The organism is Corynebacterium sp. UBA2622, from assembly GCF_002339505.1.
In the GTDB taxonomy this organism is placed as follows: Bacteria; Actinomycetota; Actinomycetes; order Mycobacteriales; family Mycobacteriaceae; genus Corynebacterium.
In genome coordinates, this window is sequence record NZ_DDJO01000002.1 from 70,742 (window position 1) to 93,728 (window position 22,987).

The following is a 22,987-nucleotide window of genomic DNA, read 5'->3' on the forward strand; positions in this document are numbered from 1 at the left end:
AAGTGCGCATCCCTGCCGCTGCCGCCACCGTGGCCGCACTCGCGACGGTGATCCCCGGCGCTGCGTTAGCTCCCGCCCCGCCCGCGGCTGCCCAGGACTATCCCTGCGCAATCCCCGCCCCCACGCCCACCCCGGCAGCACCGGCCGGTGCGGGGGAGGTGCGGCGCTTCGCCACCGGTGCCGGGGTCCGCGTCGCGGTCATCGACACCGGTGTCAGCCCCAACGCGGAGCTCAGCCGGCTTGTCCCGGGTGCGGACTTCGTCACCCCCGATGCCCCGAACCCCCTGTTCGACTGCGACGGCCACGGCACCGTGGTGGCGGGAATCATCGGGGCCGCCAGCTCGGGAATCGCCCCCGACTCGGAGATCCTCGCGGTGCGGCAGACATCCTCCCATTACCGCAACCGGCGCGGCGGAGACACCGTGGAGACGTCGGGAAGCGTGCGCTCGCTGGCGGAAGCGATCCACGCCGCGCTCGACGAGCGGGCGCGGGTGCTCAACATCTCGGTGGTCTCGTGCGTCGACCCCCGCGATGTCGGGGCGCTGGACGCGACCGTGCTCCACGCGGCCCTCAACCGCGCCGAGCAGGAAGGCGCGGTCGTTGTCGCCGCCGCGGGCAACGTGTCGGAGAACTGCGCCCAGGGGTCCTTCGTCCTTCCGTCCCATTTCCCCACCGTCCTGGCGGTGGGAGCGCGCGAATCGGCCCACGAACTGGCCGGTTATTCCGTGTCCTCCCCCGCGGAATCGCCGCCGCTTTCCGCACCGGGTGCGCCGGGGCCCGGCCTGTCGTGGTCGGGTGACGGGTTCGCCCGCGGAAGCGCGATCGACCGAGATACGGTGACACCTTTCGTGGGCACCAGCTTCGCCGCACCCGTCGTGGCGGGAACTGTGGCGCTGCTCCTCGAGCGCCACCCCCACCTCAGTCCGGCGCGGGTGCGCGACGTTGTCGCCGCGGCCGCGCAACCCTCGGGCGGGGCGGTCACCCCGCTGGCGGTGGTCACCCACCTGGCGGCGGAGGCCCCGGCCGCCCCGGCGGGGTCGACCCCGCTGGTCGTCGAACCAGCGGAGGTGGTGGCCTCGCCGGCACCCGCGCGCGGTGCCTTTGCCGGCTCCGTCGCGCTCCTCGCGGCGCTCGCCGCGGGATGCGCCGCCGCGCTCGTCAGTAGGTGGCGGTCAGGGCAGACTCCCGGTTGAGCCTCTCCCCGGCTGGCAGAAGCGAGAGGATCTCCCATGGCACGTTCTCCACGAGCTCCACCCCGATCACCTCCAGCACCGGGCGCTCCGGCACCTCGTGCCGCAGCCCGTGGGTCGAGACCACGTGGTGGCCGTGGCCGGTGTCCACCGCCACCGCGCCGTGTGCCAGGCCCGTGAAATGCGTGGCGACGGCCCCGCCCGACAGCTCCACCGCCCCGCCGGGGCCCGCCGCGTCCGCTGTCGCGGCGCCGCGCCCCTCGTCCACGCACACGGCGCGGCCGGAGGGGTCCTCCCACCTCGGGACCGCGGCGGGCAGGTGCAGGTCGAGGGCGGGGGCCGCGTCCTCGTAGCGGGACAGGGAGTCGCGCGTCACCCGGCGCAGGGGCGCGCCTGCGTCGGCGAGAATGTCCCGCTGCGTCGGCGTGACAGGCTGGATCCCGCCCGCGGGGTTCACCGCCCATGACCCGGCATCCGTTTCCAGCACCTCCGGCAGCGGCGTGGGCAGAGCGACGGGCGGATTTTCCCGCAGGGCGTTGAGCACCTCATCCGGTGGTCGCCAACGCGGGGTGTCGGCATCGACACCCAGCACCCGGCGCACGACACGCCCGTGGGGTGACGAGGCCTCCGGCAGGAGGGTGCGGCCACCCGCCGTGACCAGCCAGTCCCGGCCGTGCACGGTGGCGAGGACGGCGGAGGCGTCGTCAAGAGGGCGCGGCGGGTGAGCCGCGGAGACGGTGACCGTGCCGCCGGCCTCGCACACCGCCCAGCCGAGGTCGGGGGCGCCGGGCGGGGCGAAGGACGAGGGTGCGGTGGGAATGCCCACGGGAACGCCGCGCGGCATGGTGAGCAGATGCTGCTCCCCCACCCGCGCCGGCTCCTCCGGGGAGCCCGCCACCAAGCGGGCGGAGGTCAGGTTGGTCACGGGGTGGACGGCATCTCCGACGCGCACGAAGAGGTTTCCCGACGGGTCGCGCAAAATCGGGGCACCCCCGGGGTCCGGGTTGGGGCGCAGCCAGGCGAAGAGCGCCATTACCGCGGCGATCATGGCCACCGCGGCCGCGCCGAGGAGCATGGCTCGGCGGCGTGCCGCCAGCGGGTCGTGGATCATGCGGATGTCACCGAAGAGCAGGCCGTGCTCAACGCGACGCCGCATGAAGCGGTGGCCGGTGACCTGCGGGCGTGTGGTGGGCAGCAGGCGCGACGGGCGCTGCGACGCGCCCGAACCAGAAGAGGACATGCGAGACCTTCCCCCGAGCGGACTCTCGTCCCGGTTCCCCCGAACCGGGCTCGACACCCCCTGAATCTACCCCAGGTTCTCACCCTGCGCCCGGGAAGCGCCCGAGACCGCCTGGAGCTCCGGCAGGTAGTCGGAGCCGTGTTCCTCGGCGTCGTTGCGCATGGCACGCAGCTCGGCGGGGGTGAACTGCTCGTTGACCGCGAAAATGACGGTTTTGCCCTTGCGGTAGACGGGGGTGGAGCCGGGTGCGGTCCACAGGCCCTTGATCTGTTCGAAGCTGGGATCCTGCTGCCACCAGAAGGGGTCGGGGCTGGAGATGATGAACTTCACGTCCAGGTCCTTCGCCGCCCGGTCCGCGATGTTCTCGGCATTTTCGTCGCCGCGCACACCTGCACCGAGCATGTCGGAGTGCCAGAACAGGGTGTCCGTGCTGGAGCCGCGCCCGCCAACCGGCCACATGTAGTGGCGGGCGATGGTGGGCACCCCGTTGTAGGCGTAAAGCCAGGAGTAGCCGTCGGCGGAATCCCCCATGGTGTAGCCTTCCCACGCCGCCGGTTGGGTGCCCAGCCAGTCGAAGGCGAGGCGGTCGTTCTCATCCACCCTGGGCCCGTCCGCCCGCGGATCCGTGTAGGAGGCCTCCGCGCCCTCCCCAACGCGGTCCTGCACCCACCAGGCGGTGCCGCACGCCGCGGCCACGGCCACGACGGTGGAGGCGACCACGCTGGCCCGGGCCCAGGCGGGCGTGCCGTTGCGCGCGGCGAGGGGCGCGAGACACAGCAGGCGAACCATGGCGGCCACACCGATTGCCGCGGCCGCGACGGTAACCATCGCCACCGGCATGATGAGGCGGTGCGCGGTGTTGTAGTGCGGGTGGCCGAGGATGCCGAGGGTGTCGCCGAACCATCCGCCGAAGGGCTTGAGCACGTTGACGGCGACGGCCGCGGAGATGGCGTAGTAGAGGATCGACCACGGCTGCCCCCGCCAGAGCAGCGCGGCAAGGGCACCGAACCCCCCGAGCCAGAGCAGCGTCGTGGCCGAGAACGCCGGGAAGAACTCCTGCACGTGGCGGGTGCTCAAGGTGAGGATGGTGTTCCACGGGTCGGTGAACACGGCGTCCCCCGGAGTGGCCCAGCTGACCACCTCCCCGGCTACCGAGGACCCCGCGATGACCTCGGGGAGGAACAGCAGCGCCGCGACGATCACGGTGGCGGCGAGCCAGACCAGGTCGCTGAGGCGCGAGCGGGCCGGGCGAACGAGGAGGCTGGTGAGCCAGAACAGCGCCACGGCCAACGCAACGTAGGTCACCGAGGATGGGTGAACCCCCAGCACCCCGACCAAGGCCAGCGCCGCCGGGTACAACAGCTCGTGGCGGAACGGCACCGAGCAGAAAAGGTAGATGACGCTGCCGACCATGCAGGCCGCGAAGAGATAGGGCCAGAACCCCACGTAATCGCCGATCCACAGCACGGGTGGGGCGACGTAGATCCCAATGGCGGCCAGCACCGCCGCGATCTGGGCGGTCAGCCCGCGCGAGCGCAGCATGGTGAGCACGAGGCAGGCCATGGAGATCGGCAGGGCGACACCCGGCAGAATGGCCGTGGCAATGTGCAGCGCCGGAATCGGATCGAGCCCCGCGGCCTCGGCGAACAGCGCCACCCCGGCGTGGTAGCCGGAGGGGTAGAGCATCGCCGCGTGGGTCTCCATGTTGTGCAGCTCGCCCATCCGGATCGGTGAGGCGACGTGTTCCGTCATGATGTAGCGCACCACGTTGGCGTGCCACTGCGAGTCCCACCCCTGCACAAAGCTGTCGAGGCCGTGCGGCATGCGCACGAGCCAGTTCATCCGGTCCGAGACGATGATCCACGATCCCGCGACAACCCCGAGCGCGGGGATGATCCAGGACGGGTCGAGAGCACTGTGGGCGCGCCAGCCCTCCGGCCACAACGCGGACCGCCAGCTCGCACCCGTCCGGGCGCGCTCGCGACGCACGAACCCCCACCGCCAGGCGGCGGCAACGACGAGGGCGAGGAAAAGAGTGATGGAAAAGGTCAGCCAGTTGAACGGCGCGCTCGTCGCACCCCACATCAGAGAGGCCAGGCTGATGACGCCGAAGGTGACGGGCAGGCCAGCTGCAAGGGCGGTAGGCACCTTCGCGCCAGACACCCACGCCAGCGAGAACCCCGGGAGTATAAAGATAAGCAGGGCGAGAAGAACCGTTCCCGCAAGCGCCATCGTCCAGTCCTCTCAATTGGTTGGTATCCCGTTGGCGCTGAATTCACCACGCGCAACAGGTCGCATTCTATTCCCCCCGACCCACGCGACCTACTCGGCGCGCGCTACCGCGTCCCTGCGCCCCCTCGTCAGGGCGATCCTCTCCCCCAGCCGGTCATCGGGCGGGTACGTCACGCCGGTGAGGGTCAGTCCCCGCGCAGGAGCAAGGGCGACCTGGGGGGAGCGCTGCCGCTCACCGAGCAGCCCCTCGACCCAGTCCGCGTCCCGCCGCCCCTCCCCCACCTGAAGGCACGAGGCCACCAGGGCGCGCACCATGTTCCAGCAGAACGCGTCGGCACGCACGTGCGCCTCGTACAGGTGGAGCTCTTCGCTTGTCGACGCATCGACCCACCGCATCTCCTTGAGCTCGCGCACCGTTGTGGCGTGCGACCGGGGTTTGCAGAACGCGGCGAAGTCGTTGAGCCCCACCACGAGATCAGCTGCCGCCCGCATCCGGTCCAGGTCAACGGGCTTGGGCCACACTGCCGTGTCGCGGCGCCGGGTCGGGAGAGCTCCGGCGGGATCGGTGGTGACCCGGTAGACGTAGCTGCGGTCAAGGGCGGCGAATCTGGCGTCGAAAAGCGGATGTGCCTCGGCCGCGCCGAAGACGCGCACGTCCTCGGGGAGGAACTTGGCCAGACGGCGCACGAGCCGGGAGGGGTCGCCGCCGAGGGAGCGCTGTTCGAGGCAGGAACGGGGCACGTCCACGTGGGCCACCTGGCCCGATGCGTGGACCCCGGCATCGGTCCGGCCCGCGACGGTCAAACGGGCGGGTGCACGCAGGATGGTGGAGAGGGCGTCCTCGAGGGTGCCCTGCACCGTGCGGGTGGGCGTGCCGTCGGCGGCGGGTTTCTGGCTGGCCCAGCCGTGGAAGTCGGCGCCGTCGTAGGCGATGTCGAGCCGCAGGCGCACCATATTCACCGTGTCGCGGGCGGCGGGGTTGTCGGTGCTCACCCGGAACACCCTAGCAACCGCACGAACGGCGACACCCCGCGCCGGCTCATGCGAGCGGACGCGGGGTGTCGGGTGCGGCTGAGATACCGCGGAGCTGAGGTTAGGCCTCCGTGTTCTCCGCGGGAGTCTCCTCGACGGTCTCGGCCGGGGTCTCCTCGGCCTGAACCGGCGCAGCCTGCTCCGCCTGCTTCGAAGCGGCGGCGCGGGCGGTGCGGGTCGCCTCGGACGACACCGTCTCCTCGAGAACGAGGGAGATGTGGGTCATCGGGGCGTTGTCGCCGGAACGGTTCTCCAGCTTGATCGAGCGGGTGTAGCCGCCGTCGCGGTTGGCGAACTTCGGCGCGAGCTCGTTGAACAGATAGGACACGATCTCCTTGTTCGGGAGCTCGGCCGCGACCGCGCGGCGGTCGGCCAGCGTGCCACGCTTCGCCTTGGTGATCAGCTTCTCTGCGTAGGGACGCAGCATCTTCGCCTTGGCTTCGGTGGTCTTGATGGCGCCGTGCTCGAAGAGAGACTGAGCCAGGTTAGAAACAATGTGCTTCTGGTGGCTAGCAGACCCTCCGAGGCGGGCACCCTTCTTAGGGGTAGGCATTTTCGTACTCCTCGTTGCGGTTGGTTGAGCGCGTGCTCGGTGTAGTTACTCGGTCTCTTCCGCGCTGCGGTCGACGTAGTCACCAGTCTCGGCATCGTAGCCCTCGATCTGGGTCGGGTCGAAATCTTCCGGGGCATCCTTGAGGGTCAGGCCGAGCGAGGCGAGCTTGATCTTCACCTCGTTGATGGACTTCTGACCGAAGTTGCGGATGTCCAGCAGGTCACTCTCGGTGCACTCCGCGAGCTCGCCAACCGTGTGGATCTCCTGGCGCTTCAGGCAGTTATAGGAGCGCACGGAGAAGTTCAGGTCCTCGATTGGCAGGTTGTACGCAGCGATGTACTCCGTCTCCTGCGGGGACGGGCCGATCTCGATGCCCTCGGCGGCGGTGTTCAGCTCGCGGGCGAGGCCGAACAGCTCAACGAGGGTGGAGCCTGCGGAGGCGAGGGCGTCGCGGGCCGACATGGAGTTCTTGGTCTCCACATCGATGATCAGCTTGTCGAAGTCGGTTCGCTGCTCCACACGGGTCGCCTCCACCTTGTAGGCAACCCGGGTGACCGGGGAGTAGATCTGGTCGACCGGAATGCGGCCGACCTCTCCGCCGGCGTTCGGCACGGCCGGGACGTACCCGCGGCCGCGCTCGACAACGAGCTCCATCTCGAGACGCGCCTGCTCGTTCAGCGAGGCGATGTGAAGATCCGGGTTGTGGATCTCCACGCCGGCGGGTGGCTCGATGTCGCCCGCAGTGACGTCGCCGGGCCCCTGCTTCGACAGGTACATGACCACCGGCTCGTCGGAGTCGGAGGAAAGGACCATGTCCTTGACGTTGAGGATGATCTCGGAGACGTTCTCCTTCACGCCGTTGATCGTGGTGAACTCGTGGAGGACACCGTCGATCTTGATGGAGGTCACGGCCGCACCCGGAATGGACGACAGCAGCGTGCGGCGGAGGGAGTTGCCGAGGGTGTAACCGAAACCGGGCTCGAGCGGCTCGATGACGAACTTCGAGCGGTTGGTGTCGATGTATTCCTCGGACAGCTGGGGGCGCTGAGAGATGAGCATGAACTTCTCCTTTGTCGGCAACCACTATTTGATGCCGGTAGGAACGGGTTGCGGAAGATTTCGCGCCGGTTCTGCGCCGGGCGCGGGATGAAGTAAGGGGTTTACTTCGAGTAGAGCTCGACGATGAGCTGCTCCTGCAGCGGAACGTCGATCTGAGCGCGCTCGGGCAGCTGGTGCACGAGAATGCGCAGGGTGTCCGGGACAACCTGGAGCCAGGCCGGAACCACGGCGTCGACCAGATTCTCCTGGGCCTCCTCGAACCACAGCATGTTGCGGGACTTGTCGCGGACATCCACGATGTCGTACTGCGAGACGCGGTGGGAGGGGACGTTGGTCTTCTTGCCGTTGATGGTGAAGTGACCGTGGGAAACCAGCTGGCGTGCCTGACGGCGGGTGCGTGCCAGGCCGGCGCGGTAGACGACGTTGTCCAGGCGGGTCTCGAGGAGGACGAGCAGGTTGTCACCGGTCTTGCCGGGGAGGCGGTTGGCCTCCTCGTAGTAGCGGCGGAACTGCTTCTCCATGATGCCGTAGGTGAAGCGGGCCTTCTGCTTCTCCTGCAGCTGGAGCAGGTACTCAGACTCCTTGATGCGGGCGCGGCCAGCCTGCCCCGGGGGGTAGGGGCGACGCTCGAAGGACATGTCGCCGCCGACGAGGTCGACGCGGAGGCGACGGGACTTGCGGGTAGCAGGGCCGGTATAACGAGCCATGTTGTTTTACCTCTTTCCTTTCTGCCTAAACGCGACGACGCTTCGGCGGACGGCAGCCGTTGAACGGCTGGGGCGTCACGTCGGAGATCGAGGACACCTCGAGGCCGGCGGCCTGGAGGGAACGAATGGCGGTTTCGCGACCGGAGCCCGGCCCCTTGACGAACACGTCAACCTTCTTCATGCCGTGGTCCATTGCCTTGCGGGCAGCGTTCTCGGCGGCCATCTGGGCGGCGAAGGGGGTCGACTTGCGGGAGCCCTTGAAACCGACGTGGCCGGAGGACGCCCAGGAGATCACGGCACCGTTCGGGTCCGTGATGGACACGATGGTGTTGTTGAAGGTGGACTTGATGTATGCGTGGCCCTGGGCCACGTTCTTCTTCGGGACGCGACGGCCAGTGCGGCGCGCGCCGGAACGAGTCTTCGGAGGCATGGGTTACTTCTTCTTTCCTGCGATGGTCTTCTTCGGGCCCTTGCGGGTGCGCGCGTTGGTCTTGGTGCGCTGGCCGCGGACAGGGAGGCCACGGCGGTGGCGCAGACCCTGGTAAGAGCCGATTTCGATCTTGCGGCGGATGTCGGCCTGGACCTCACGGCGGAGGTCGCCCTCAACGGTGTAGGAGGACTCGATGGCGTCGCGCAGGGCGGCGAGCTGCTCATCGGTCAGGTTGTCCGTGCGCAGGTCAGGAGAAATGCCCGTCTTCTCGAGCAGTTCCTTGGAGCGGGTTGCCCCGATCCCGTAGATGTAGGTGAGTGCGATCTCCATGCGCTTGTTGCGCGGCAGATCAACACCAGCAAGACGTGCCATGTGGTACGTGCCTTTCAGGTTGGTACGGTGGTTTTCTCCCTGCCCGTCCACGCCAAGCGGCGCTTTACCCGGACCTAACCGGATGATGGGTCGTGGTTTCGCGCGGCTCCGGCCACCGTGGCCGGAGGTGTACGGCGCACACCGCGCCTGGGGGGCGCGAATGGTGCGCGTTGAACAGGGAGGCTGTCGTTTTTACTTGTAGCGGTAGGTGATACGTCCGCGCTGCAGGTCATACGGGGAAAGCTCCACGATGACCCGGTCTTCCGGAAGGATGCGGATGTAGTGCTGGCGCATCTTGCCACTGATGTGGGCGAGAACCTCGTGCCCGTTGTCGAGCTCGACACGGAACATCGCGTTCTTCAAGGGCTCGATGATGCGGCCCTCAACTTCAATTGCGCCTTCTTTTGCCATACACTCCACTTCCTAAAGCACCATTTGCGCTGGTACTTGACGTGATTTTTACGTTGCTACGTGGCGCACCCGGGCGGACGTAGCCGTCCCGATACACACCAGTGCGTCAGCTTAGCGTTTTACCTGCGCAAAGACAAACCCCTCCCCCACGCTGTTGCGCGGAAGGAGGGGTTTTGGAACGGCCCGTTAGTACACGTAGACCATGTCGCCGATCTGCAGATCGTTGAAGTAGCGCTCGGCGTCGCCGTGGTACATGCGCACGCAGCCGTGGGACAGGTACGACGGGTCGCCCTCGTGGAACGCGATGCCGTTGTTGGTGAAGTAGGTGGCGTACGGCATCGGGGCGTTGCCGAACTCCCACGAGATCTCGTCCTTGACCTTGCGGTTGACGTAGAACGTGCCGCGGGGCGTTTCCAGGCCTGGCTTGCCGGGGCCGATCAGGCCGGAGGCGTAGTACTCCTGGCCGTCGTTCTGCAGCCAGGAGCGGCGGCCGTCAAGGTCGACGCAGGCCTTCGCCTCGCGCGGGCAGGGGCCGTAGTCGAACGCGGCCGGCTGGGGGGCGGGCGCCTCGACGTGGGCGGCCTCCGGAGCCGGGGCCGGTGCGGGAGCCGGAGCGGGGGTGTGCTCGGCAATGATGCCCGGGAAGAAGGCCTCCACGGCCTGGTCGACCGCCGCACGCGCCTGGGCGGGCAGATCGGGATTGACGGCAGCCAGGGCATCCGCCTGCTGGTGCAGGGAGAGCCGCATGTTCCAGGCGGCATCGCGGGCTGCGCGGTTCTGGTTCTGCGCAAGGTTCTGGAAGGACGCGTTGGCCTGGGCGATGAAGCTGTCGAGGCCGCCGGCCGCAGGCGCGGGCATGAACTGCGCCATCGGGTTGGGCGCGGGTTCCGCGTTGGCGGCGGGGACGCTGGGAGCGGCGATCAGGGCTGCAGAAACACCGGCTGCCGCTGCAACGGACTGGACGCGGCGCTTCGTCGGGGAGGGCTTCGCGTGGCGCGGGGAGTAAGACATGAGGGAAGTATAACGGCTTCCGCAAAATTTTCTGGTCACGAGCGCAAAAATATCGGCGTGTCCCAGTTTCGCGCTATCAGTCCCGGGGGGTGAGGATCCGCGGGCCCCGGGCGGTCGCGGCGACGGTGTGCTCCCAGTGGGCGGCGGGCGAGGCATCCAGGGAGACGACGGTCCAGTCGTCGTCAAGCACCCGGCTCTCCGTCTCGCCACCAAGAATGTGCATCGGCTCGATGGCCAGCACCGATCCCTCCTGGATCACCGGCCCCTTCCCCGGTTTGCCCTCGTTGGCGAGGTACGGGTCCTCGTGCATCGTGTGGCCGATGCCGTGCCCCCCGTAGCCGTCGAGAATGCCCAGGCGGACACCGAAGCGCTCCTCGGCCGCAAAGGTCGCCTGCTCGAGGGCGTGCGAGACATCCGTGAGACGGTTGCCGGGCACCATCGCCCGCATTCCCCGGTCGAGGACCCACTCGGTTGCGCGATTGAGCTTAACGACGTCCTCATCCAGCGCCCCGACGCCGAAGGACCATGCGGAGTCCCCCACCCATCCGTCGAGTGTGGCGCCGCAGTCGATGGAGACCAGGTCACCTTCCCGGAGCACGACCTCCCGGCTCGGGATCCCGTGGACAACCACTTCGTTGACGGAGGCGCAGATCGAACCCGGGAAGCCCTGGTAGCCCAGGAAGGTGGGTGTGGCACCCCGGCCACGGATAACCTCCTCCGCAACCCGGTCCAGGTCGAGGGTGGTGGCACCGGGAACCGCGGCCTCGCGGACGGCCACCAGTGCCTCGCCGACGATGCGGCCCGCGGCCTCCATGGCGTCGAGCTCGGCGGGGGTTTTCGCTTTTATGGTGCGGCGGCGGAAGGCCACGGCAGCTCCTTCGGATCGGGGTTCTGTTGCTGTGTGCGGACGGCCAAGGCCGGCGCCGCCTTGCGGGGCACCGGCCTTGTGTGCGGGAAACTACTTCTGCAGCTTCTCGAGCTGCGCCATCGCGCGGGCGTTGACCTCGTCGACGTCACCGACGGCATCGATGTTGATGATCGCGTTGCCGTAGTGATCGATCAGCGGAGCCGTCTCGTCGCGGTAGACGCCGAGACGGGTGCGGATCGTCTCCTCGTTGTCGTCGGCGCGGCCGCGGGCGAGCATGCGCTCGACAACGATGTCCTCGTCGATGACGAAGTTGAGCACCCCGTCGAGGGTGTGCCCCTTCTTTTCTAGGAGGTCAGCCAGGATGTCGGCCTGCTCCACGGTGCGGGGGAACCCGTCAAGGAGGAAGCCGTCCTTGGCGTCGTCTTCACCGAGGCGGGCCTCGACCATGCGTGCGGTCACATCGGTGGGAACGAGCTTGCCGGCGTCAATATACTGCTTCGCCTCGACACCCAGGGGCGTGCCCTCACCGATGTTGGCGCGGAAAAGATCGCCGGTGGAAATGTGGGGCACACCGAGCTTTTCGGAGAGGATGGCGGCCTGGGTGCCTTTGCCGGCACCGGGAGGGCCGAGAAGTACGAGACGCATTATCGCAGAAGTCCTTCGTAGTTGGATTGCAGGAGTTGGGATTCAATTTGCTTCACCGTGGTCAGCGCCACGGACACCATAATCAGGATAGCCGTGCCGCCGAAGGCGCTCATACCCATCTTGCCGGTACCGGTGATGCCGGCATCGAGAGCAAGGTTCGGGAGGATGGCGATAAGGGCGAGGTAGAGGGCGCCGACGAAGAGGAGCCGGTTCATCACAAAACCGAGGTACTGCGCCGTCGGGCGACCCGGGCGGATGCCGGGAATGAACCCGCCGTACTTCTTCATGTTGTCCGCCTGCTCCGCGGGGTCGTACTGGATGGAAACGTAGAAGTACGAGAAGAAGATGATCAGGGCGAAATACGCCACGATGTACTGCCAGGAACCCGGATTCTGCAGCCACGCCATGACATGGCTCATCCACCAGTTGTCGGGCGGGGTGGGCCGACCCATGGTGACGATCTGCGTGATCAGTACCGGGACGTACATCAGTGAGGAGGCGAAGATCACCGGGATAACGCCGGCCTGGTTGACCTTGAGCGGCAGGTACGTCGACGAACCGCCGTACTGCCTCCGGCCCACCATGCGCTTGGCGTACTGGACGGGGATACGGCGCTGGCCCTGCTCCATGAAGATGATGCCTACCACCAGGGCGATGACGGCGGCGATGACGAGAGCGAAGGTCACGGCACCGGAACGGGTGAGGATGGTCGCCCCCTGGGCGGGGATCTGGGTGGCAATGCCGGCGAAGATGAGCAGGGACATACCGTTGCCCACGCCCTTCTCCGTGATGATTTCGCCGATCCACATGATGAGGATGGCACCCGCCGTCATGACGATGATCATCATGATCAGCGTCCAGATGTTGCGGTTTTCGACGAGCACCGGCATCCCCTGGCCGAGAAGCTGCTCCCTGTCCGCGAGGGCGACGATCCCCGCCGACTGCAGAAGCGCGAGGCCGACCATCAGGTAGCGGGTGTACTGGGTCATCTTGTTCTGACCCGACTGCCCCTCCTTCTTCAGCTCCTCGAACTTGGGGATGACCACGGTGAGCAGCTGGATGATGATCGACGCCGTGATGTAGGGCATGATGCCGATCGCGAAGATCGAGAGCTGCAGGAGAGCCCCGCCCGAGAACAGGCCGATGATGGAGAACATCGTCGCCTGGTCACCCTGCGAAATGTCGTGGAGGCGCTGACTGATGAGCGCGTAATCCACCCCGGGGGTGGGGATTTGCGCGCCCACGCGGTAGAGGATGATCAGACCGATGGAGATGAGGATCTTCTTGCGCAGATCCGGGTCTTTAAACGCCTGAGCGATAGCGGACACAAAGCCTCCTGGCTCCCGGGAACGCGTTACCCGGAAGGTAGCGGACAGGTACCGTCCGGGGCCGCTACGGACATTGCCGCGCGCGCCCCAGACAAGTTTGACCCCGATAGCCTACCAGCCGTTCGGCCACCGTATAACTTCTGCCCAATGTAGGGTCTCCGGGAAGAGGTGCTGTCCTTGAATGAGCACCCCGACAGCCGCGACCCTGAACGCATTGGAGCAACCCATGGAACCCACCCCCGGCGCACGCATCGGGGACCCCGAGCGCATGGCGGCGCTCGACCGCCTCACGGACCTGTTCACGAACGGCTACCTCGATGTCGCCGAATTCGATTCCCGTACAGCCACGGCCGCCGGGGCGACGCACACCGGGGATCTCGAGGCCCTCTTCGCCGACCTCCCTAAACAGAGCGAACTCGCCGTCCGTCAGGAGAACGCCCCCGTGCGCTCCGCCTCCGCCGACGAAGAGCTCGACCGGGTGCTCGCGCGGGGCAGGAAGGTGCGTTCCGCCGATGCCGTGATCTGGGCGGCCGCGATGATCATGTTCTTTGTCGGGCTCTTCGTGCTCGACTGGGATTACTTCTGGGTCGCCTTTCCCGTCGCCGCCTTCGCCTCCTGGGGCGTGCGGGAGGTGATCGGGCTCGGCGACGACGACGAGGAAATCTTCGACGAGCTCGAGGAGGCCGAGAAAAAGAAACGCGCGGAGCGCCTGCGGGTGGCGATGGAGCGACGCAAGCAGCTCGGCCAGTAGAGGCGGATCGACCTGCAGAAGACGTGGCTGCCACGATCAGCGCAGGCAAGCGAAAGGGCCGTCCCCCGGTGGACGGGGAAGCGGCCCTTTTGCGTGAGGTGGGGCGTCGCGAAGCTTATGCCTCGGTGACGGACCCGCCTGCAGCCTCGATCTTCTCGACCGCGGACTTGGAGAACTTCTGGGCGGTGACGTCGAGCTTGACGCTCAGCTCACCGTTGCCCAGAACCTTCACCGGCTGGTTCTTGCGGACCAGGCCAGCGGCGACGATGTCCTCGACGGACACGGTGCCACCGTTCGGGAACGTCTCGGCCAGGTCGGCGACGTTGACAACCTGGTACTCGACGCGGTTCGGGTTCTTGAAACCCTTGAGCTTCGGCAGACGCATGTGCAGCGGCATCTGGCCACCCTCGAAGGCGGCGTGAACCTGCCCGCGAGCCTTGGTGCCCTTGGTGCCGCGGCCTGCGGTCTTGCCCTTGGATGCCTCACCGCGACCGACGCGGGTCTTGGCCTTGTTGGCGCCCTTTGCCGGGCGCAGATCATGGAGCTTGATGATATCAGCCATGGTGTCTCTACTCCCCTGCAACTTCTTCGACGGTGACGAGGTGGCGCACCTTGAGGATCTGGCCGCGGGTGGCGGAGTTGTCCTGCTTCACGACCGACTGGCCGATCTTGCGCAGGCCCAGGGCCTCGAGGTTCTTGCGGGTGGCCGGCTTCTCGCCGACCTTGCCGTGGTGCAACGTGATCTTGAGTGCCATTGTGCTTACGCCTCCTGTCCTGCACGGGCGCGCAGCATGCGGGCCGGTGCGACGTCCTCGATGGACTTGCCGCGCTTGGCGGCGATCTCCTCGGGGCGGACGAGCTCCTTCAGGCCTGCAACGGTGGCCTGAACCACGTTGAGGGCGTTGTCGGAGCCGAGGGACTTGGCCAGGATGTCCTGGATGCCAGCGCACTCGAGGACCGGGCGGACGGCGCCGCCCGCGATGACACCGGTACCGGGAGCTGCCGGGCGGAGCATGACGATGCCCGCGGCAGCCTCGGCCTGGACCGGGTGGGGGATGGTACCGCCGATCATGGGCACGCGGAAGAAGTTCTTGCGGGCTTCCTCGGCACCCTTCTGGATCGCCGCCGGCACCTCCTTGGCCTTGCCGTAGCCGACGCCGACCATTCCCTCGCCGTCGCCGACAACGACGAGAGCGGTGAAGGACATGTTGCGGCCGCCCTTGACGGTCTTGGCAACACGGTTGATGGTGATGACGCGCTCGATGTACTTGTCGCGCTCGTCAGGCTGGTTACGGCGGTCGTCGCGGCGGCCGCGGCCACCGCGCTCCCCGCGATCGTTGTTGCGGTTGTTGTTCTGGTTGTCGGCGGAGCGTCCGCCGTCACGCCGTTCACGTTCGGCCATTACGCGATCCTTCCGTTGATGGTGATGGTTGCGGTAATCATTAGAACTTCAGACCACCTTCACGAGCGGCGTCAGCGAGAGCCGCGACACGTCCGTGGTACTTGTAGCCGGCGCGGTCGAAGACAACTGCCTCGATGCCCGCTGCCTTGGCGCGCTCGGCGACGAGCTGACCAACCTTGGTTGCCTTGTCCTTCTTGTCGCCCTCGAGGGTGCGCACGTCCGGCTCCATGGAGGAGGCGGAAACGAGCGTGTGGCCCGCGAGGTCGTCGATGATCTGGACGTGCATGTGGCGAGACGAGCGGTGCACGACGAGACGCGGGGTCTCCGGGGTGCCGCGCAGGGTCTTGCGGATGCGGTTGTGGCGACGTGCGCGTGCCTCGCGGCGGCGCGAAGAAATGTCGCGGCCGACCGGGGTGCGCTTGGTGTTCTCTGCGGTGTTGCTCATGATTACTTACCCGTCTTTCCGACCTTGCGGCGGATCTGCTCGCCTGCGTAGCGGATGCCCTTGCCCTTGTACGGGTCATCCTTGCGCAGCCGGCGGATGTTAGCCGCAATCTGGCCAACCTGCTGCTTGTCAATACCCTCGATCGAGAACTTGGTGTTGCCGTCGACGGCGAAGGTGATGCCCTCCGGCGCCTCGATCAGAACGGGGTGCGAGTAGCCCAGGGAGAACTCAAGGTTCTTGCCCTTGAGCTGCACACGGTAGCCGACGCCGAAGATCTCCATGTTGATCTTGTAGCCCTCGGTGACACCGACAACGATGTTGTTCACCAGGGAGCGCGACAGGCCGTGCAGTGCACGGTTGGTGCGGTGGTCGTCCGGACGGGACACCACGATTTCGTTTTCCACGACGGAAGCGGTGATCGGGGCCGGAAGCTCGAGGGACATGGTGCCCTTCGGGCCCTTCACCTCGACGTTCTGGCCGTTGATCGTGGTCTCGACGCCGTTGGGGATGGCGATGGGTGCTTTACCTACACGCGACATAGTCTTTTCAACCTCCCTTTACCAGACGTAGGCGAGGACTTCCCCACCTACGCCCTTCTCCTGGGCCTGACGGTCGGTCAGGAGGCCCTGCGACGTGGAGATGATGGCCACGCCGAGGCCGCCGAGAACCTGCGGCAGGTCGTTCGACTTTGCGTACACGCGCAGACCCGGCTTGGACACGCGGCGGAGGCCGGCGATGGACGCCTCGCGGGTCGGACCGTACTTGAGGTCGAGGGTGAGCTCCTTGCCCACCTTCACGTCCTCAACCTTGTAGTCGGCGATGTAGCCCTCCTGCTTCAGGATCTCGGCGATGTTCACCTTGATCTTGGAGGACGGCATGGACACGGTCTCGTGGTGCGCGTTGTTTGCGTTGCGCACGCGAGACAGCATGTCCGCGATTGGATCAGTCATGGTCATAAGATGTGACCGTTTACCTTTCTCGCTGCGGTTCCCTGACCCACCTCGACCCGGGCACCGTCGACCGGTGCGTCACGTCGCGTTTTCCGAGTGGCTTATCGGGGGCTACTCCACGCTCCCCACGCTCAGTAACGTGGGGCGCTCGCCGCCGCCCTTGCACCCGGCCCGCATTGAGGCGGGGGGCCTGCAACAAAGTTGGATGTTCAAATGTACGTCGGATGCGCGCACGAGCAACCGGACAGGCCGCGGCGCACAAGTCCGACCTGCCACGTTACCCCGCGGCCGGCGTAAAATGCAATTCGCTTTTCGACGCTCCACCAGCGCACTCCCGCCGCTACCGCGGCACGGGTGTCCCCTACCCCGGCAGCGCGGGGCGCCCGCGGAGGCGTTCCCTCCCCAGATCTGTCTCGGCCCCCGCCCGCATCCCGTCCCCGTAGGCTGTTCCGTCCCAGGATCGTCTGACCCGGAGGGTGGAGACACCCAGGCCGCGCTCGGACAGGTAACGGTCCTGCGCCTGCCGCGCGAGCGCGAGGTCGTCGACAAGCACGAGTACGTAACCCGGGTTTTCGTCCGCGACTTGGTTCTCCGCGTCGGAGAGCCGGGCCGCGACCGATTGGGCGAACCCCGTCATGAAGGAGCGGCGTTTCACCACCGTCGAGGTGTCGTGCCATCCCGCGCTGCTGTGTCGGCGAGCCCCGATCAGCATGGCGGGGCTGAGGAGGGCATGGAGCATCTCTACCCGCTCGAGGTGCCGGCGGGTGCCGAAGAGCGTCACGGAGAGCACGCGGGTCGAGCTGTGCGCTTTGCGCATGAGGCCCGTGCAGTGCAGCGCGGCGGCCAGCGCGAGCAGGAGGGCGGCCTGCATGTCGGTGTAGGACCCGGTGAATTCGACCGTGCGGTGCGTGACCCCGTCCTCCTTGCCGGGGCGGCCCACGTCACGCTCGTCAAAACCGTGGTTCGCCATGATCTCGAACGCGCGGCGGTAGTACACCTCCCCCTCCGGTGTCCCCTCCCTGTCGACCGCCTGGGCCAGCAATTTGCGCACCTTCTCCTTGAGCCTGTCGATGTCCTTCACGCTAATTCCCCCTTGATCCGAATCCGAAACGAGCCGCCCGCCGTTTCCCGGCGTACCCAGAGTTATAGGGCACGGCCCGGACATCCCCGCCCCGCAGCCGTTTCTCCCTGTGGATAACCCGACGGCTTCCAGCCGGTTGTGGATAACGGTGCGCCCCGCGTCCGGCCCGGGGCCTAATGTGGACCCATGGTCACCCCTCGCCCCCAGATGCGTGGCGACGCCCTGCGTTCGCTGCTCCCCGCGGTGAAGTACTCCTCCCGCCACACCCCGTCCGACTACCGCCACCTCATCTCCCTGCGGGCCTCCGTGCTCAACGACTGCCGCGCGTGCGTCACCACACACCGGCGCGACGCGCGCCACGACGGGTGGTCCGAAAAACGCATCCTCCGTGCGGAGGACTGGACCAATTACGCGGACTCCTATGGTGCGGAGGAAGCGGTGGTCCTCGAACTCACCGACGCCGTCACCCACATCGACGGTTATGAATCCGTCCCCGACGAACTATGGAACCGTGCGGTTGCCCTGCACGGCACCGAGGGCACCCATGACCTGCTGGTCAGCATCCTCGCCATCAACTCCTTCAACCGCCTGAGCATCGCCACGCGCACCGATCCGCAGTCGGTGAAGGGAGCGACGGAGTTCGACCTCAACTACACCGCCCGGGCGGGGTGGTCCTGACGGCGGCTCCGCCGCACCCGACCCCGGAATCCCGACCTGGAATCCCGCGCGGGCCTATGATGGCCACAACCCACCCGAACTCAACGGAGGTATCCCGTGGCTGATAAAGACAACCTGACATCCACCCATGAATGGCTCACCGCCGTTTCGGAGGAGCTCGGCGTCTCCCCGGATGTGACCCGCAAGGCCGTGGGACCCGTGCTCAACATGACTGCGAACGTCGCGCACAACGGCCCGTCCCGGCCCGCCGCACCCACCACCGCCTTTGTTCTCGGATACGCCGCGGGCCAGAGGCTCGGCCCCGTGGAGACCGACGAGGACTCCCTCGCCGTGGTTCAGGAGCTCATCGGCAAGATCGACGACCTGCTGGAGCGCTACGGCCACTAGCCTGCGACTACATGGGAAGAATCAACCGCAGCTTCGCCGTCACCCGCGTCACCCGCAGCGACGGCACCGTCTACACCAGCACCCGCACCGACACCGTCAGCGTGGAGGAACCCCTGGAGATCCGCGCCGACGGGCGCAGCGTGGTTACCACCATGCGGACCCCCGGAAACGACATCGAGTTGGCCCACGGGTGGCTCTACGCCGAGGGGCTGATCACCTCCGCCGCCGATGTCACCACAGCGCGCTACTGCGCGGGTGCCGTGGGCCCGGAGGGCGAGAACACCTACAACCTCCTCGATGTGGAGCTGGCGGGCAGCGCGGCGCCCGTCACCCCCGACTTCATCCGCCTCACCCCCACCACCAGCGCGTGCGGGGTGTGCGGGACGCAGTCCATCAGCGAACTCCTGCACCGCACGCACGCCCCCATCGAGCCGATCGAGCTCGACCCCGGGCTCGTGATGTCCCTGCCCGCCAGGCTGCGGGAGGGGCAGAAACAGTTCCGGAAGACCGGGGGGATCCACGCCGCCGGGGCCTTCGACCTCGACGGCAGCCCCCTCGTCATCCGGGAGGACATCGGCCGGCACAACGCCGCCGACAAGGTTGTCGGCCATCTTCTGATGGAAGAGAAACTGCCCGCCAGGAACATGATCCTGGTCATGTCCTCGCGGGCGTCGTTTGAGCTGGTGCAGAAGGCCGCGATGGCAGGCTTCCCCGCGCTCGTCGCCGTCTCGGCCGCCTCCTCCCTCGCGGTCGAGCTCGCCCGTCAGGCCGGCATGGCCCTGGCGGGTTTCACCCGGGAGGAGCGCTTCAACCTCTACTCGGGCACGTTGGCGGGGGCGTCGCCAAGCGCGCGCTAATCGACGTACGACGTCTTGGTCTGGTTCAGCCAGGCGTAGACCGCGCCGATGCCCAGGCCGCCGCCGATGAAGTTGCCCAGCCAGACGACGAGCCAGTTCACGGCTATGTGTGCGGCGTCAAAGCCCGCCGGGTGGGGCGAGGCGGTGAAGGCCAACGTGAACAGGGAGAAGTTCGCGATGATGTGCTCGAGGCCGAGGCCGACAAAGATGGCGATGATGGGCACGATGACGGCGAACTTGGAGACGATGTCCGGCGCCTTCAGCGCCCCAACCACCGCCATGTTGACCACGAAGTTCGCGCCGATGGCCTCGATGAAGGCGCCCAGGGCGGGTTTGGCCAGCTTGCCGGCGGTCAGCGTCGAGATGAGGTGAGTGTCGTCCATCACGCCGAGCTTGCCGGACTGGCTCATCACGAAGGCCACGAGCACGGCGCCGATGAGGTTGAACACGGTGGCGACGACGACGACCTTGACAGCCCGACCCCACGAGAGCCCCCGCCGGGTGGCTGCCCAGGAGACGAACATCATGTCGCCTGTCGCGAGTTCCGCACCGAGGATGATGATGGCGAAGAGACCCAGCCCGAAAAGCAGGGCAAAGACGAGCGGGCCGGAGCCGTGGGCGAACTTCTCGGTGGTGTTGCCGGCGACAGCGGCAAAGGCCGTGCCCAGGGTGAGGTAGATGCCCGCGAGCATGGCGCGGACGGCGAACCGCGCGAAATCTTTCTCTAGGAGCTCGACCTTCTTGGCCGCTCCCGTATCAATTGCCTCGTATAGGGCCACGGTGGTCTTCTTTCATGTCGGGGTCCGCGCGGACCCGGTGAACGGGGACTGAGTGGATTGTAGGCGAAAAGAAATCCCCCTCCGCCCCCTTTCGGGGAAGCGGAGAGGGAAACTCTCGTGCGGCAGCGTCAGGCTTAAGCCTGCTGCATCTTGCCGTCTTTGTCGGCGAACGGGAAGCCGAGGTGGCGCAGGAGCGCGCGACCCTCGTCGTCGTTCGTCGCGGTGGTCACGAGCGTGATGTCCATGCCGCGCACGCGATCGACCTTGTCGATGTCGATCTCGTAGAACATGGTCTGCTCGGTGAGGCCGAAGGTGTAGTTTCCGGCGCCGTCGAACTGCTTGTCGTTCAGGCCGCGGAAGTCGCGGATACGCGGCAGAGCGACGTTGAGCAGGCGGTCCAGGAACTCCCACATGCGGTCGCCGCGGAGGGTGACCTTCGCGCCGATGGGCATGCCCTCACGGAGCTTGAAGTTCGCGATGGACTTCTTCGCGCGACGCAGCTGCGGCTTCTGGCCGGTGATCGCGGTGAGGTCCTCGAGAGCACCGTTGATGACCTTGGAGTCGCGGGCCGCCTCGCCGACGCCCATGTTGACGACGATCTTGGTCAGGCCCGGGATCTGCATGACGTTGTCGTAGCCGAACTCGTCGTTGAGCTTGGCTCGGATGTCGTCCTTGTAGCGGGTCTTGAGACGCGGGGTGTAGTTCTCAGCCATGCTTAGATGTCCTTCCCGTTCGACTTGGCAACGCGGACCTTCGTGCCGTCCTCATCGAAGCGGTAGCCGACGCGGGTCGGGTTTCCCTCCGAGTCGAGCAGTGCCACGTTGGACACGTGGATCGGTGCTTCCTGGGTGACGATGCCACCGGACTCGGCGCCGCGCTCGTTGTAGGAGTTTGCGACGTGCTTCTTCATGCGGTTGACACCCTCGACGAGGACCTTGTCACGTGCGGGGTAGGCCTCGATGACCTTGCCCTGCGCGCCCTTGTCCTTGCCGGAGATCACCTGGACCATATCGCCCTTCTTGATCTTCATACTTAGATCACCTCCGGTGCGAGAGAAACAATCTTCATGAAGCGCTTGTCGCGCAGCTCGCGCGCAACAGGGCCGAAGATACGGGTGCCGCGCGGCTCGGTGTCGTTCTTGATCAGAACGGCGGCGTTTTCGTCGAACGCGATGTAGGAGCCGTCCGGGCGGCGGGTCTCCTTCTTGGCGCGGACGATGACGGCGCGGACAACCTCACCCTCCTTGACGTTGCCGCCCGGGGCGGCTTCCTTCACGGTGGCGACAATCGTGTCGCCGATTCCGGCGAAGCGTCGGACAGAGCCGCCGAGCACGCGGATGCACAGGATTTCCCGTGCGCCGGTGTTGTCGGCGACCTTCAGACGCGATTCCTGCTGAATCACTGTGGTCTCCTGACCTGGTAGTATGTGCGACAGATTTCCGTCCTGAACGCACGTGGTCACTTGCTTTCGTGCTCTTTCGCTTATCGACGAACACCGTGGCAGTGCGCGCGGCGTCGAAGGGTCTCGGGACGTTCACTCGGAAACGCGCGTCCGCCCCGACCAGCTCCAGGCAACTGGAGTATTAAACCACGTGGTCAGCCCGCACCCCAAATCTGCGCGGGCCCGGGAATCGGGGGTTCAGCCACGGCGCCCGGAGGAAATGCTGCCATGAGCCCCCGGGTGGTGCGCTGGAGGCGGGTTAGCCGCAGTACGTCCCGGAGGGAAAGCATCTAGAAAGGAAGGCATGCGACACCGCGAGCAGCAGCCCAGGGTTCTCTCTATCGCCGGGACGGATCCGACCGGCGGGGCCGGAATACAGGCCGACCTGAAGTCCATCGCCGCCGCCGGCGGTTACGGGATGGCGGTGGTCACGGCGCTGGTCGCCCAGAACACCCGCGGGGTGCGCCAGGTGCATACCCCACCCCCGGACTTCCTCCTTGCCCAGCTCGAGGCGGTTTTCGATGATGTCACCGTCGACGCCGTCAAGGTCGGGATGCTCGGCGACGCCGACATCACCCGTACCGTGTCCGGGTTTCTGCGCGGGCACCCCGTGTCCGTCGTGGTGGTCGACCCCGTCATGGTGGCCACCTCCGGGGATCGGCTCCTCGGCGCGGATGCCGAGGACGAGCTGCGCGGGTTCGTCCGCGAACACGCCACCGTGGTCACCCCCAACGTCCCCGAGCTGGCTGTTCTCCTTGGCTGCGACCCGGCCACCAGCTTCCCGGAGGCCGTGGAGCAGGGGCTGCGCTACGCCGGGGATGCCGGGGTGTCCGTGCTGGTCAAGGGGGGTCACCTCACCGGCGGCGAGGCCTCGAACGCCTTCGTTTCCCCCGACGGCGGCGTGCACCGCATCCGCGTGCGCCGGGTAGACACCCCCAACACGCACGGCACCGGGTGCTCCCTGTCCTCGGCGCTGGCCACCCGCATGCTTATCGACGCCTCCGCACCCGCCGCCGCCGAGTGGTCCTCGCGCTGGCTACTCGAAGCCATTGAGCACGCCGATGCCCTGAACGTCGGCGGCGGCCACGGCCCGGTGGATCACTTCCACCGCCTCCGCCGGTTGGCGGGCGGGGCGTCGT

General features: G+C 67.0%; 29 protein-coding genes and 1 pseudogene. 6 read left to right on the forward strand and 24 right to left on the reverse strand.

Going from position 1 to position 22,987, the window contains the following annotated elements:
* The first annotated feature begins 2 nt into the window (after nt 1–2).
* Nucleotides 3–1,193, forward strand: coding sequence for a S8 family serine peptidase (locus B3611_RS00805; RefSeq protein WP_291313187.1), 1,191 nt, complete (start codon nt 3–5; stop codon nt 1,191–1,193).
* Here the strand turns inward: B3611_RS00805 and eccB are convergent.
* The 13 genes from eccB to secY all read right to left on the reverse strand — a co-directional run bounded on the left by eccB (nt 1,159) and on the right by secY (nt 13,078).
* Nucleotides 1,159–2,430 (reverse strand): type VII secretion protein EccB, encoded by a 1,272-nt coding sequence (eccB, locus tag B3611_RS00810; protein WP_291313188.1) that lies wholly within the window; start codon nt 2,428–2,430, stop codon nt 1,159–1,161. The genes B3611_RS00805 and eccB overlap by 35 nt on opposite strands.
* A gap of 66 nt (nt 2,431–2,496) precedes the next feature.
* Nucleotides 2,497–4,662 (reverse strand): DUF6541 family protein, encoded by a 2,166-nt coding sequence (locus B3611_RS00815; protein WP_291313189.1) that lies wholly within the window; start codon nt 4,660–4,662, stop codon nt 2,497–2,499.
* Between the two features lie 90 nt (nt 4,663–4,752).
* The gene (truA, locus tag B3611_RS00820; protein ID WP_291313340.1) at nt 4,753–5,616 is read right to left on the reverse strand and encodes a tRNA pseudouridine(38-40) synthase TruA; all 864 of its coding nucleotides are present in this window, start codon (nt 5,614–5,616) and stop codon (nt 4,753–4,755) included.
* 139 nt (nt 5,617–5,755) lie between these two features.
* Nucleotides 5,756–6,247, reverse strand: a complete 492-nt coding sequence (gene rplQ / locus B3611_RS00825) for a 50S ribosomal protein L17 (protein ID WP_291313190.1) — start codon at nt 6,245–6,247, stop codon at nt 5,756–5,758.
* A gap of 45 nt (nt 6,248–6,292) precedes the next feature.
* Nucleotides 6,293–7,306, reverse strand: coding sequence for a DNA-directed RNA polymerase subunit alpha (locus B3611_RS00830; protein WP_291313191.1), 1,014 nt, complete (start codon nt 7,304–7,306; stop codon nt 6,293–6,295).
* A 101-nt stretch (nt 7,307–7,407) separates the two neighbouring features.
* Nucleotides 7,408–8,013: a 30S ribosomal protein S4 gene (gene rpsD, locus B3611_RS00835; RefSeq protein ID WP_291313192.1), complete on the reverse strand. Its 606-nt coding sequence runs from the start codon at nt 8,011–8,013 to the stop codon at nt 7,408–7,410.
* Nucleotides 8,014–8,038: 25 nt separating this feature from the next.
* Entirely contained in the window at nt 8,039–8,443 is a 405-nt protein-coding gene (gene rpsK / locus B3611_RS00840) for a 30S ribosomal protein S11 (RefSeq protein ID WP_291313193.1), read from the reverse strand.
* 3 nt (nt 8,444–8,446) lie between these two features.
* Nucleotides 8,447–8,815 (reverse strand): 30S ribosomal protein S13, encoded by a 369-nt coding sequence (gene rpsM, locus B3611_RS00845; protein ID WP_291313194.1) that lies wholly within the window; start codon nt 8,813–8,815, stop codon nt 8,447–8,449.
* Nucleotides 8,816–9,007: 192 nt separating this feature from the next.
* The gene (gene infA, locus B3611_RS00850; protein ID WP_291313195.1) at nt 9,008–9,226 is read right to left on the reverse strand and encodes a translation initiation factor IF-1; all 219 of its coding nucleotides are present in this window, start codon (nt 9,224–9,226) and stop codon (nt 9,008–9,010) included.
* A gap of 186 nt (nt 9,227–9,412) precedes the next feature.
* Nucleotides 9,413–10,237 (reverse strand): L,D-transpeptidase, encoded by an 825-nt coding sequence (locus B3611_RS00855; protein WP_291313196.1) that lies wholly within the window; start codon nt 10,235–10,237, stop codon nt 9,413–9,415.
* Between the two features lie 76 nt (nt 10,238–10,313).
* On the reverse strand, nt 10,314–11,105 hold the full coding sequence (gene map / locus B3611_RS00860; RefSeq protein ID WP_291313197.1) for a type I methionyl aminopeptidase: 792 nt from the start codon (nt 11,103–11,105) through the stop codon (nt 10,314–10,316).
* 90 nt (nt 11,106–11,195) lie between these two features.
* A complete protein-coding gene (locus tag B3611_RS00865) occupies nt 11,196–11,750 on the reverse strand; it encodes an adenylate kinase (RefSeq protein WP_291313198.1) in 555 nt (184 codons plus the stop codon).
* Nucleotides 11,750–13,078: a preprotein translocase subunit SecY gene (gene secY, locus B3611_RS00870; RefSeq protein ID WP_291313199.1), complete on the reverse strand. Its 1,329-nt coding sequence runs from the start codon at nt 13,076–13,078 to the stop codon at nt 11,750–11,752. The genes B3611_RS00865 and secY overlap by 1 nt, the downstream gene beginning before the upstream one ends.
* Before the next feature lie 181 nt (nt 13,079–13,259).
* Between secY and B3611_RS00875 the strand changes: the two genes are divergently transcribed.
* The gene (locus tag B3611_RS00875; RefSeq protein ID WP_291313200.1) at nt 13,260–13,829 is read left to right on the forward strand and encodes a DUF1707 SHOCT-like domain-containing protein; all 570 of its coding nucleotides are present in this window, start codon (nt 13,260–13,262) and stop codon (nt 13,827–13,829) included.
* Nucleotides 13,830–13,944: 115 nt separating this feature from the next.
* On the opposite strand, the gene rplO is transcribed toward B3611_RS00875, so the two are convergent.
* The 7 genes from rplO to B3611_RS00910 form a co-directional block, all read right to left on the reverse strand.
* Nucleotides 13,945–14,391: a 50S ribosomal protein L15 gene (gene rplO / locus B3611_RS00880; protein WP_291313201.1), complete on the reverse strand. Its 447-nt coding sequence runs from the start codon at nt 14,389–14,391 to the stop codon at nt 13,945–13,947.
* A gap of 7 nt (nt 14,392–14,398) precedes the next feature.
* Nucleotides 14,399–14,584 (reverse strand): 50S ribosomal protein L30, encoded by a 186-nt coding sequence (gene rpmD, locus B3611_RS00885; RefSeq protein ID WP_291313202.1) that lies wholly within the window; start codon nt 14,582–14,584, stop codon nt 14,399–14,401.
* 5 nt (nt 14,585–14,589) lie between these two features.
* Nucleotides 14,590–15,231, reverse strand: a complete 642-nt coding sequence (gene rpsE, locus B3611_RS00890) for a 30S ribosomal protein S5 (RefSeq protein ID WP_291313203.1) — start codon at nt 15,229–15,231, stop codon at nt 14,590–14,592.
* 40 nt (nt 15,232–15,271) lie between these two features.
* The gene (gene rplR, locus B3611_RS00895) at nt 15,272–15,676 is read right to left on the reverse strand and encodes a 50S ribosomal protein L18 (protein ID WP_291313204.1); all 405 of its coding nucleotides are present in this window, start codon (nt 15,674–15,676) and stop codon (nt 15,272–15,274) included.
* A 2-nt stretch (nt 15,677–15,678) separates the two neighbouring features.
* On the reverse strand, nt 15,679–16,215 hold the full coding sequence (gene rplF, locus B3611_RS00900) for a 50S ribosomal protein L6 (protein ID WP_291313205.1): 537 nt from the start codon (nt 16,213–16,215) through the stop codon (nt 15,679–15,681).
* A gap of 18 nt (nt 16,216–16,233) precedes the next feature.
* The gene (gene rpsH / locus B3611_RS00905; protein ID WP_291313206.1) at nt 16,234–16,632 is read right to left on the reverse strand and encodes a 30S ribosomal protein S8; all 399 of its coding nucleotides are present in this window, start codon (nt 16,630–16,632) and stop codon (nt 16,234–16,236) included.
* 355 nt (nt 16,633–16,987) lie between these two features.
* On the reverse strand, nt 16,988–17,707 hold the full coding sequence (locus tag B3611_RS00910) for a DUF2786 domain-containing protein (RefSeq protein ID WP_291313207.1): 720 nt from the start codon (nt 17,705–17,707) through the stop codon (nt 16,988–16,990).
* A gap of 186 nt (nt 17,708–17,893) precedes the next feature.
* On the opposite strand from B3611_RS00910, the gene B3611_RS00915 reads away from it, so the two are divergent.
* The 3 genes from B3611_RS00915 to fdhD all read left to right on the forward strand — a co-directional run bounded on the left by B3611_RS00915 (nt 17,894) and on the right by fdhD (nt 19,629).
* Nucleotides 17,894–18,385 carry a carboxymuconolactone decarboxylase family protein gene (locus B3611_RS00915; RefSeq protein WP_291313208.1) on the forward strand — a complete coding sequence of 164 codons (492 nt, stop codon included), beginning with the start codon at nt 17,894–17,896 and terminating at the stop codon, nt 18,383–18,385.
* Nucleotides 18,386–18,481: 96 nt separating this feature from the next.
* Nucleotides 18,482–18,772 (forward strand): DUF6457 domain-containing protein, encoded by a 291-nt coding sequence (locus B3611_RS00920; RefSeq protein WP_291313209.1) that lies wholly within the window; start codon nt 18,482–18,484, stop codon nt 18,770–18,772.
* An 11-nt stretch (nt 18,773–18,783) separates the two neighbouring features.
* The gene (gene fdhD / locus B3611_RS00925) at nt 18,784–19,629 is read left to right on the forward strand and encodes a formate dehydrogenase accessory sulfurtransferase FdhD (protein WP_291313210.1); all 846 of its coding nucleotides are present in this window, start codon (nt 18,784–18,786) and stop codon (nt 19,627–19,629) included.
* Here fdhD and B3611_RS00930 read toward each other — a convergent pair.
* The 4 genes from B3611_RS00930 to rplN all read right to left on the reverse strand — a co-directional run bounded on the left by B3611_RS00930 (nt 19,626) and on the right by rplN (nt 21,809).
* Entirely contained in the window at nt 19,626–20,408 is a 783-nt protein-coding gene (locus B3611_RS00930; RefSeq protein ID WP_291313211.1) for a formate/nitrite transporter family protein, read from the reverse strand. The two genes, fdhD and B3611_RS00930, sit on opposite strands and share 4 nt — an antisense overlap.
* 134 nt (nt 20,409–20,542) lie before the next feature.
* Nucleotides 20,543–21,121, reverse strand: a complete 579-nt coding sequence (rplE, locus tag B3611_RS00935) for a 50S ribosomal protein L5 (RefSeq protein ID WP_291313212.1) — start codon at nt 21,119–21,121, stop codon at nt 20,543–20,545.
* A gap of 2 nt (nt 21,122–21,123) precedes the next feature.
* Nucleotides 21,124–21,438: a 50S ribosomal protein L24 gene (rplX, locus tag B3611_RS00940; RefSeq protein WP_291313213.1), complete on the reverse strand. Its 315-nt coding sequence runs from the start codon at nt 21,436–21,438 to the stop codon at nt 21,124–21,126.
* 2 nt (nt 21,439–21,440) lie between these two features.
* Nucleotides 21,441–21,809, reverse strand: coding sequence for a 50S ribosomal protein L14 (gene rplN / locus B3611_RS00945; RefSeq protein WP_115685305.1), 369 nt, complete (start codon nt 21,807–21,809; stop codon nt 21,441–21,443).
* A 343-nt stretch (nt 21,810–22,152) separates the two neighbouring features.
* Between rplN and thiD the strand changes: the two are divergent.
* Nucleotides 22,153–22,983, forward strand: a pseudogene (gene thiD / locus B3611_RS00950) (bifunctional hydroxymethylpyrimidine kinase/phosphomethylpyrimidine kinase); the annotation flags it as partial.
* Nucleotides 22,984–22,987 lie beyond the last annotated feature (4 nt).

Bases quoted from the DNA above. Each gene is read 5' to 3' on its own strand.
- rpsK (WP_291313193.1), bottom strand. From the start codon at position 8,443: ATGCCTCCGAAGACTCGTTCCGGCGCGCGCCGCACTGGCCGTCGCGTC.
- rpsH (WP_291313206.1), bottom strand. From the start codon at position 16,632: ATGACCATGACTGATCCAATCGCGGACATGCTGTCTCGCGTGCGCAAC.
- rplE (WP_291313212.1), bottom strand. From the start codon at position 21,121: ATGGCTGAGAACTACACCCCGCGTCTCAAGACCCGCTACAAGGACGAC.
- fdhD (WP_291313210.1), top strand. From the start codon at position 18,784: ATGGGAAGAATCAACCGCAGCTTCGCCGTCACCCGCGTCACCCGCAGC.
- rplR (WP_291313204.1), bottom strand. From the start codon at position 15,676: ATGAGCAACACCGCAGAGAACACCAAGCGCACCCCGGTCGGCCGCGAC.
- rpsD (WP_291313192.1), bottom strand. From the start codon at position 8,013: ATGGCTCGTTATACCGGCCCTGCTACCCGCAAGTCCCGTCGCCTCCGC.
- eccB (WP_291313188.1), bottom strand. From the start codon at position 2,430: ATGTCCTCTTCTGGTTCGGGCGCGTCGCAGCGCCCGTCGCGCCTGCTG.
- rpmD (WP_291313202.1), bottom strand. From the start codon at position 14,584: ATGGCACTCAAGATCACGTTGCACCACGGCAAGGTCGGCGAGAAGCCG.
- rplF (WP_291313205.1), bottom strand. From the start codon at position 16,215: ATGTCGCGTGTAGGTAAAGCACCCATCGCCATCCCCAACGGCGTCGAG.
- infA (WP_291313195.1), bottom strand. From the start codon at position 9,226: ATGGCAAAAGAAGGCGCAATTGAAGTTGAGGGCCGCATCATCGAGCCC.
- B3611_RS00915 (WP_291313208.1), top strand. From the start codon at position 17,894: ATGGTCACCCCTCGCCCCCAGATGCGTGGCGACGCCCTGCGTTCGCTG.
- rplO (WP_291313201.1), bottom strand. From the start codon at position 14,391: ATGGCTGATATCATCAAGCTCCATGATCTGCGCCCGGCAAAGGGCGCC.
- B3611_RS00875 (WP_291313200.1), top strand. From the start codon at position 13,260: ATGAGCACCCCGACAGCCGCGACCCTGAACGCATTGGAGCAACCCATG.
- rpsE (WP_291313203.1), bottom strand. From the start codon at position 15,231: ATGGCCGAACGTGAACGGCGTGACGGCGGACGCTCCGCCGACAACCAG.
- B3611_RS00830 (WP_291313191.1), bottom strand. From the start codon at position 7,306: ATGCTCATCTCTCAGCGCCCCCAGCTGTCCGAGGAATACATCGACACC.
- rplX (WP_291313213.1), bottom strand. From the start codon at position 21,438: ATGAAGATCAAGAAGGGCGATATGGTCCAGGTGATCTCCGGCAAGGAC.
- rpsM (WP_291313194.1), bottom strand. From the start codon at position 8,815: ATGGCACGTCTTGCTGGTGTTGATCTGCCGCGCAACAAGCGCATGGAG.
- B3611_RS00815 (WP_291313189.1), bottom strand. From the start codon at position 4,662: ATGGCGCTTGCGGGAACGGTTCTTCTCGCCCTGCTTATCTTTATACTC.
- truA (WP_291313340.1), bottom strand. From the start codon at position 5,616: ATGGTGCGCCTGCGGCTCGACATCGCCTACGACGGCGCCGACTTCCAC.
- rplQ (WP_291313190.1), bottom strand. From the start codon at position 6,247: ATGCCTACCCCTAAGAAGGGTGCCCGCCTCGGAGGGTCTGCTAGCCAC.
- B3611_RS00865 (WP_291313198.1), bottom strand. From the start codon at position 11,750: ATGCGTCTCGTACTTCTCGGCCCTCCCGGTGCCGGCAAAGGCACCCAG.
- B3611_RS00855 (WP_291313196.1), bottom strand. From the start codon at position 10,237: ATGTCTTACTCCCCGCGCCACGCGAAGCCCTCCCCGACGAAGCGCCGC.